The organism is Salinisphaera sp. SWV1 (genome assembly GCF_052044155.1).
Classification (GTDB): domain Bacteria; phylum Pseudomonadota; class Gammaproteobacteria; order Nevskiales; family Salinisphaeraceae; genus Salinisphaera.
The window spans coordinates 1-501 of sequence record NZ_JBQDYE010000197.1 but is presented as its reverse complement, the minus strand read 5'-3'; the positions used below and the strand labels follow the sequence as shown (position 1 = coordinate 501).

The window sequence follows — 501 nt, the reverse complement described above, 5'->3', positions numbered from 1 at the left end:
ATGCTCTCCAGCACCATAATCGCGCCTTGAGAGAAACCGATGAGCGCCGTGGCGTTAGCCCCTACTCCGCTCTGTTTCTGCCAGTAGCGCACCGTTTCAATAAACGTCGGCATGATCGCATCCACACGCGCCTGGCGATTATCTTCCGTAATACCCTGCACCGAAAACCACTGACGCCCCGCCGGATTACCGCTCGGCTCCGCGCCACCGACACTCACCACCAGCGCATCAGGAAACAGCGGTGCAAACCAGTTGCCTATTTCCCCCATTGCCACCGGGTTATCCCCGACACCGTGGAAAAGCAGTAACAACTGTTGCGCAGGTTTATCCGGGCTTTGAACAACAAAATGGTCATGTTTCATGGCGAACTCCTTAACTGATGTCATTAATTTTACGCCGCTGACTCACAATGACCATGAGATAAAATTGAAGGAGTCAGTGAAATAATTGCCATTGCGTTATGCGATCGCGCAGACGCTCAGTGCGAACATCATTAAGTGC

2 protein-coding genes are annotated in these 501 nt (G+C 52.5%); both read right to left on the bottom strand.

Features of this window, described 5'->3' with window-relative positions:
• Positions 1-362: esterase (gene ypfH, locus ACS8YF_RS20245; RefSeq protein ID WP_440851839.1), on the bottom strand; the 362-nt coding region annotated here is incomplete at its 3' end.
• 73 nt (positions 363-435) lie between these two features.
• On the bottom strand, positions 436-501 hold a 66-nt coding region (locus ACS8YF_RS20240), incomplete at its 5' end, for a hypothetical protein (protein ID WP_440851840.1).